Consider the following 6,814-nt stretch of genomic DNA (forward strand, 5'->3'; position numbering starts at 1 on the left):
GGCGCTGACCCCCGCGGAGGTCACCTCGGCCGCGGCCCGCCTTCGAGACCTGGCCGCCGCGGCCGGAAGACCCGCGCCGCGCATCAATCTCGGTGTGCACTGCGTCCTGGGTGAGGAACCCGAAGACCGCGCCGACCGCGAGAAGATGATCCGCACCCTCGGCGAATTCTTCGAGATGACACCCGAGCAGGTCGCTGCCGTCACCATCACCGGCACCCCGGAGCAGGCGGCGGCGCGGATCCTCGATTTCGCCGCCGCCGACCAGATATCGCTGGGCTTCGACGGCCGCAACTATCTGCGCCAACTGGACCTGCTCGCCGAGGTCCGCGCGCTGCTGTCATGACCCGAATCCGCCCGTCGGCCAACGAGTATGGCCCTGAAAGGGCACAAGTAAGCCCCTGATCGGGCAACGACAGCCCCTGACCCGGCAACGACAGCCCCTGACCCGGCAACGAGAGCCCCTGATCGGGCAACGAGAGCCCCTGATCTGGCAACGAATAAGGCCCTGATCAGGCAACGAATATGCCCCTGATCTGGCAACGAGTAAGGCCCTGATCAGGCAACGAGTAAGGCCCCTGATCGTTGATCAGGGGCCCTGTCGTGTCTCCACACACGAGTCGGGGTGACAGGATTTGAACCTGCGACCTCCTCGTCCCGAACGAGGCGCGCTACCAAGCTGCGCCACACCCCGTGATGAGAACCTGTCGTAGCTTACAGCAGGGTCCGCGCGGACGTTAAATCGGCTGGTCACCGGTCCGGCAGCGGGCGGATGCTGGCGAGGACCTGCTTCGCCGTCGCCCTGTCGACGGCCTGGGGGACGCCGGTGTCGGCGGCGATGGTCATCACGAAGTTGCCGTTCTCGCTCGGGAAGGCGAACGTGAAGACCGAGAAGGTCGCGGCGCAGCCGGGCGCGGGTGGCGGGGCGGTGCCGGTGGTTTCGACGAAGGCGCCCTGCAGCTGGCCGTCCAGCGAGGTGAGGTTCTCGGCCGAGCCCGGGGTGGCACCGACGGTCGCGGACCACCCGACCCGCGCCATGCGGACCCCGACATCGGCGGCGGCCGCGGCCGGATCGGCCTGGGGCGACATCGTCAGGAAGGCGTTGGTGCGGGTGTAGCGCGGGCAGTAGTCCTTGCCGTCCTGTGCCAGCCCGGCGATCTCCACGGTCTCCGGCGGATGACCCCAGACGGCCGTGCCGAGCGGGTCCACCTTCCATTCCGGCGGCGCGTCGTACGCGGCCCCGCGTTCGGGAATCGGCACCACCTGGTAGCCCGGGACCAGCGGCGCGGCGGCGGCACCGCTGGGCACGGGCCTGGTCGCGCTGGGCCGGTTCGGCGCGGGCGTGCCCTTGCCCGTGGTGAGGGCGCTCACCATCGACGGCCCGCCCGCCGTGGATCCGGAATCCGACGAATTCCGCCCGGACACGATCAGCGCCACGGTCACGGCCACCGCCACGGCGACCACCGCCCCCACCCCGGCGAACACCCACGCCATGCGGTTGCGCGCGGGCCGCGGCGGTTCGAAGGGCGGGATGGCGTAGGTCGACGTCGGCGGGTGGTGCGACCCGCCCGGATGCCATGCCGGATTCGGTTGCGGTGCAGGCGTTTCCGGTGGAACGAACTGCCAGAACTGGTCGGGCTGCGGCGGTGGGGCCTGGGCCGGACCCGCCGGTGACAGGGGAATCTCGGCACCGGCGTTCATCCGGTTGCTCTGCTGCCAGGGCGTCGCCTGGGGCGAATTGAGCTGTGGCACACCCATGTTCAGCTGCTCGGTCGCGGCCGAGGAATTGTCGTCCTGCGCCCACTCCTGCCAGGCGGGCCGGTCGACGTGCGGGATCGCCTCGGTCTGTGCAGTCGGATCGTTCGGCCGCTGTTCGAACCCGCTGTTCAACCCTCGTCCCCTGCCTGGAGTTCCCTCGGCGCGTTACCCTAGCGCGCCACCGCCTCCGATTCCGATACCCCGTGGCCGGTGTCGGCAATCGGCCGCTCCGGCGGACCGGCGACCAGGGTGAGCAGCGTGGCCTCCGGGCGGCAGCAGAACCGGTACGGCGCCCACGGCGAGGTGCCCAGGCCCGCGGACACGTGTAACCGGGTGTGGGCGCCCCAGCGGGAGGCCCCCTTCACCCGGGAACGATCGATGCCGCAGTTGGTGACCAGCGCACCGAAATACGGCAGGCACAGCTGCCCACCGTGGGTGTGTCCGGCCAGCACCAGGTCGTAGCCGTCGGTCGCGAAGCGGTCCAGCACGCGCGGTTCCGGGGAATGCGTGAGGCCGATGCTCAGTTCCGCCAGCGGATTGGGGCTGCCCGCCACGGTGTCGTAGCGGTCGCGCTTCAGGTGCGGGTCGTCGACGCCCGCGGTGGAGATCTTGATCCCGGCGACCTCGAGATCCCGGCGCACATGCGTCAGGTCCAGCCAGCCGCGCTCGGTGAACGCCGCGCGCAGGTCCTGCCAGGGCAGCGGCGCGCCGTGCACGCGCTTGTGGTTCTTGTCGAAGTACTTCAGCGGGTTCTTCGGCACCGGCGCGAAATAGTCGTTGCTGCCGAAGACGAAGACGCCGGGCCGCGACAGCAGCTCCGTCAGCGACTGCACCACCGAGGGCACCGCGCGCGGATGGGCCAGATTGTCGCCGGTGTTGACCACCAGGTCCGGTTCCAGCCGGGCCAGCTCCCGCACCCAGGCCTGCTTGAGCCGCTGGCCGGGAGTCATGTGCAGATCGCTGATGTGTAGCACCCGTAGGCTCGCCGATCCCGGCTGCAGCACCGGCAGCGTCGCCTCCCGCAGCACGAAGGCATTGCGTTCGATCAGCGAGGCATAGCCGATTCCGGCGGCACCTGCTGCGGCGGCACCCAGCGCGGCTCGTCGGAGTACAGGGGACGAGAAGACGGGCATTCGCTCAGAATAGGCGACCACCGTGCGGAACACCGAGTGTGATTCCGCACAGGGACACGCACGGGCGTGGCGTAAATGCGGTGGGAGCTGTCGGATCTTGCGGCTACCGTGGGCGCATGTCGGAACTCAAATCGAAGCTGCGTGCGGATCTCACCACCGCGATGAAGGCCAAGGATGCGCTGCGCACCAACACCCTGCGCATGCTGCTGGCCGCCGTTCAGCACGCCGAGGTCGCGGGGCCGCAGGCGCGCGAACTCACCGATGCCGACGTGCTCGCCGTGCTCGGCAAGGAGGCCAAGAAGCGCAACGAGGCGGCCGTGGTCTACGAGCAGGCCGGGCGTGGCGAACTGGCCGCCAACGAGCGCGCCGAGGAAGAGATCATCGACGAGTACCTCCCGACGCCGCTGACCGATGCGGAGGTCGCCGACCTCGCCGACACCGCGATCGCCCAGGTCGCCCAGGAAACCGGCGCCCGCCCCGGCATGAAGCAGATGGGCCAGGTCATGAAGGTAGCCACCGGCCTGGCCGCAGGCCGCGCCGACGGCTCCCGCCTCTCCGCCGCAGTAAAGTCCCGCCTCTGACCCCCCGCCCGCTACCCGAGACGGGTAGCGGGCGGGGGCCGTCGGTCACCGCGGGATCGGGATGGGGATGGGGATCGGGGGTAGGCGCGGTGGCGGGGGGAGGCCCGGGAGGTTCGGTATCGGTGCCGGGCCGGGGGCCGGGGCTTCGCGCAGCGTGCCGTCGCTGACGTTGATCGTGATCATCGCGCCCGGAATCGCCGAGCCGCTCGGCGTCGTGCCGATCACCGTGCCCTTCGCGGGCGTCGCGGGAACGGTCACCGTCGACACCTGGAATCCGGCGCCGATCAGGGCCGACCGGGCCTCGGCCTCGGTCATCCCCGCCACGTCGGGGATCTGCGAATTGTTCGCTCCCCGCACGTATTTGTCGTCCAGCGGGGGCAGCGTCGACGGCGGGAAACGATCCAGCACCGGCTTGATGCCGTCGAACCAGCTGCGCGCCGGTTCGTTACCGCCGAACAGATTGCCGTCACCGCAGCTGCGCAGCGGGAACGAGCAGATCTCGCCCGGCGTGGGCGAGTCGCCGTAGATGTAGGACGCACCGGCCAGCGAATTGGTGAAGCCGAGGAACGCCGAGGACCGGTGGCTCTCGGTGGTGCCGGTCTTCGCCGACAGCGGCGCGCTCCAGCCCGCCGCGCGCGCCGAACCGGCCGCGGTACCCGAGATGTCGTCCTTGCTCATCGCGTTGGCGAGCGTGTTGGCCAGCCCGGGCTCGACCACCTGCTCACACGAGGGCTGGGTGAGCGGCACCTGCTTGCCGCTGCGATCGACCACCTCGCGGATCGGCGACGGCGGGCACCACTTGCCGCCCGAACCCAGCGTCGCGGCCACATTGGACAGCTCCAGCGGATTTATCCCGAACGGGCCCAGCGTGAACGAGCCGAGGTTCTGCTGCTTGACCATGTCGGCCAGGCTCTGGTTGCCGTGGCCGGAGGTGCCGGGCGCCGCGTAGGACCGCATGCCCAGCCGCACCGCCATATCGACCGTCGGCGTCACCCCGACATCCTGGATCAGCTTGACGAACGCGGTATTCGGCGACTGCGCCAACGCCTCGGTCACCGACATCGGCGACCGGTAGTTGCCGACGTTCTTGACGCAGTACGTCTCCGGCGGACAGCCGGGCGTGCCGCTGTTACCCATACCCTTCGCCGAGAAGAACGACGGCACATCCAGCTGGGCGTCGATGCCCAGCCCCCTTTCCATCGCCGCGGCCGTGGTGAAGAGCTTGAACACCGACCCGGCGCCGTCACCGACCATCGAATACGGCTGCGGCTGCACGGTTTCGTGCCCCTCGCTGCTGAGTCCGTAGGTGCGGCTGGAGGCCATGGCGAGCACGGGGTGCGCGTCCTGCCCGGTGCCGACGATGCTCGTCACCTGGGCGATGTCGTCGAGATCCGGCTTGGTCACCCCCGACACCGCGGCCTTGACCGAATCCTGCACGGCCGGATCCAGGGTGGTGCGGATCGTGTAGCCGCCCTTGTCGATCTGCTCCTTGCTGATACCGGCGTTGGCCAGGTACTGCAGCGCGTAATCGCAGAAGAAGCCGCGGTCCCCGGCCGCGATGCAGCCGCGCGGTAGACCCTTCGGCTCGGGCAGCACGCCCAGCGGTTCGGCCTTGGCGGCGCGGAACTCCTCGGCGCGGCTGGGGATGTTCTGGATCATGGTGTCCAGCACCGTATTGCGGCGATCCAGCACGCCCTGGGGATTGTTGTAGGGGTTGAGCTTCGAGGAGCTCTGCACCATACCGGCCAGCATCGCCGCCTGCGACACCTTCAGATCCTTGGCATCCACGCCGAAATAGGTCTGCGCGGCGTCCTGAATACCGTAGGAGCCGTTGCCGAACGGCACGATATTCAGATACCGGGTGAGGATCTCGTCCTTGGTCAGTTCCTTCTCGAGCGTCAGCGCCATCCGGATCTCACGCAGCTTGCGGGCCGGGGTGGTCTCGATCGCGGCCCGGCGCTCGGCGTCCGTCTTCGCCACCACCAGCAGCTGGAAGTTCTTCACATACTGCTGATCGATGGTCGAGGCGCCCTGCTGCACCTCGCCGCTCGAGGTGTTGGTGAGGAAGGCGCGCAGCGTGCCCTGCCAGTCGACGCCACCGTGCTCGGCGAAGCGGCGGTCCTCGATCGACACTATCGCCAGCTTCATATCGTTGGAGATCTTGTCGCTCGGCACTTCGAAGCGGCGCTGCTCGTACAGCCAGGCGATGGGGTTCCCGGCGGCGTCCACCATCGTCGACACCGCGGGCGCGTTGCCCTCCACCAGTTCCGCGGAGACGTTGTCGACGGCGTCGGCGGCCCGGTTGGACACATACCCGAAACCGCCGGCGATCGGGAACATCAGCCCGGCGATGAGCACGGCCGCCAGGACGCACGCACCAGCCAGCCTCGCGAGCGTTTGTGAGATCGGCACGCCCCAACTGTATCTGTGGCGCCGCCTTCGGCGTCGCAGGGTTTTCGCAGCGACTCTCGAAAACCGAGACGCGCCGAAAACCTCCCAGGTGTAGTCGTCAGGCTCTCGCTGCGCGGCCTATTTCCGGCGTACAGAGACGCTCTGCAGGGGGCTGGACGGCTCGCTCCTGCGTCGCATCGCGGGGAGGTCGCATCGCCGGGGGAGGGTGCCGGGTGGGCATAGGAATACGTAGGTAGGGGGTAGACCGCCGACCCGGCGTTGGGGGAACCTCGTCAAGGGAGCTGGCTTCGGGCGTGGTTCGGCGCGTCACGGGCGTGAAACCGGGCGTGTCGCACTGATTGTGCCGACTGCCCGGTTCTTTGTCGCATTTGCATGGACGGGCGTACCAAAAAATCTCGGGACGGTCTTGCGCAGTCGCCATACCTTTACCTAGATTGAGAACCCAGTGTGATAGAGCTAACACTCAAAGTGGAATGTGGTGCAGGACGCAGCGGGGTTGGGTTGCTGCGCACTGCACGCGATTCTGGAGCGCCGTTGACCCGGTGTTCGGACTGCAAAGGGGCACACCAAATGCATATGACTACCCCCATCGCTCGATTGGACGTGGAGCAGGCCGAAGCAAGGATCGCCTGGGTTTCCCAGGCCCGATGCAAGGAAGTAGACCCCGATCAGTTGTTCGTGCGCGGCGCCGCTCAGCGCAAGGCGGCGACGATCTGCCGGCACTGCCCCGTGCTGATGGAGTGTGGTGCCGATGCCCTGGACAATCGTGTGGAGTTCGGGGTGTGGGGTGGAATGACCGAGCGGCAGCGTCGTGCGCTGCTCAAGCAGCATCCGGAGGTGACGTCCTGGGCGGAGTTCTTCCGCGCCCAGCGACAGCAGAAAGTGGCGATGTAGTCCCCGCTACGTGAACGGTTGGGGGCCCCGCGCGTGGGG

6 protein-coding genes and 1 tRNA gene are annotated in these 6,814 nt (G+C 68.5%); 3 read left to right on the plus strand and 4 right to left on the minus strand.

Annotated elements, in window-relative coordinates:
* The coding region (locus tag QH290_RS10940; protein ID WP_280382772.1) for a hypothetical protein at window positions 1-343 on the plus strand (343 nt) is incomplete at its 5' end.
* A gap of 274 nt (window positions 344-617) precedes the next feature.
* Here QH290_RS10940 and QH290_RS10945 read toward each other — a convergent pair.
* From QH290_RS10945 to QH290_RS10955, 3 genes are all read right to left on the minus strand, one after another.
* Window positions 618-691 (minus strand) — tRNA-Pro (locus tag QH290_RS10945).
* Between the two features lie 56 nt (window positions 692-747).
* Window positions 748-1,887 (minus strand): DUF8017 domain-containing protein, encoded by a 1,140-nt coding sequence (locus tag QH290_RS10950; protein WP_280382773.1) that lies wholly within the window; start codon window positions 1,885-1,887, stop codon window positions 748-750.
* Window positions 1,888-1,925: 38 nt separating this feature from the next.
* Window positions 1,926-2,888, minus strand: coding sequence for a metallophosphoesterase (locus QH290_RS10955; RefSeq protein ID WP_280382774.1), 963 nt, complete (start codon window positions 2,886-2,888; stop codon window positions 1,926-1,928).
* A 116-nt stretch (window positions 2,889-3,004) separates the two neighbouring features.
* Between QH290_RS10955 and QH290_RS10960 the strand changes: the two genes are divergently transcribed.
* Complete coding sequence (locus QH290_RS10960; protein ID WP_280382775.1) at window positions 3,005-3,469, plus strand: GatB/YqeY domain-containing protein; 465 nt, start codon at window positions 3,005-3,007, stop codon at window positions 3,467-3,469.
* Between the two features lie 45 nt (window positions 3,470-3,514).
* Here QH290_RS10960 and QH290_RS10965 read toward each other — a convergent pair whose 3' ends face one another.
* The gene (locus tag QH290_RS10965; protein ID WP_280382776.1) at window positions 3,515-5,881 is read right to left on the minus strand and encodes a penicillin-binding protein; all 2,367 of its coding nucleotides are present in this window, start codon (window positions 5,879-5,881) and stop codon (window positions 3,515-3,517) included.
* Window positions 5,882-6,451: 570 nt separating this feature from the next.
* On the opposite strand from QH290_RS10965, the gene QH290_RS10970 reads away from it, so the two are divergent.
* The gene (locus QH290_RS10970; protein WP_024800988.1) at window positions 6,452-6,775 is read left to right on the plus strand and encodes a WhiB family transcriptional regulator; all 324 of its coding nucleotides are present in this window, start codon (window positions 6,452-6,454) and stop codon (window positions 6,773-6,775) included.
* The last annotated feature ends 39 nt before the right edge of the window (window positions 6,776-6,814 follow it).

The organism is Nocardia wallacei (assembly GCF_029869545.1).
GTDB classification, from domain to species: domain Bacteria; phylum Actinomycetota; class Actinomycetes; order Mycobacteriales; family Mycobacteriaceae; genus Nocardia; species Nocardia wallacei_A.

Excerpts from the sequence above, each read along its gene's own strand:
- QH290_RS10955 (WP_280382774.1), bottom strand. The coding sequence starts at position 2,888 with ATGCCCGTCTTCTCGTCCCCTGTACTCCGACGAGCCGCGCTGGGTGCC.
- QH290_RS10960 (WP_280382775.1), top strand. The coding sequence starts at position 3,005 with ATGTCGGAACTCAAATCGAAGCTGCGTGCGGATCTCACCACCGCGATG.
- QH290_RS10970 (WP_024800988.1), top strand. The coding sequence starts at position 6,452 with ATGCATATGACTACCCCCATCGCTCGATTGGACGTGGAGCAGGCCGAA.